The sequence below is a fragment of the Pseudomonas sp. SIMBA_067 genome, from assembly GCF_046534675.1.
Classification (GTDB): Bacteria; Pseudomonadota; Gammaproteobacteria; order Pseudomonadales; family Pseudomonadaceae; genus Aquipseudomonas; species Aquipseudomonas putida.
The window spans coordinates 1-263 of sequence record NZ_JAWRYH010000630.1; the positions used below are offsets into that span (position 1 = coordinate 1).

The 263-nt window shown below is 66.2% G+C and carries 1 pseudogene; it reads right to left on the reverse strand.

Annotation, left to right across the window (positions count from 1 at the left end):
- Positions 1-263 (reverse strand): annotated as a pseudogene (locus tag SB765_RS30625) (sensor histidine kinase); the annotation flags it as partial.

Genomic DNA, 263 nt, shown 5'->3' on the forward strand with positions numbered 1-263 from the left:
CTGACAAACGCTTCGAGGCGCGCACGTTGCCAGCGTTCCTCCAGGGCTTCGAGGCGCACTTTGACCACGGCCACGCCGATGATCTTGCCGTGCTCTTCCAGGCCGTGGGCCAGGTAGTAGCCGGGCTCGCCGTTGGTGCTGCCGATGCCGTAGAAGCGGCCCGGTTGACCACGCACGGCGTTCTGGAAATAGGCGCGGAAGGACAGGTCCTCACCCTGGTAGCTGTCGGCATCGCGCCAGTTACTGGTGGCCAGCACGCGGCC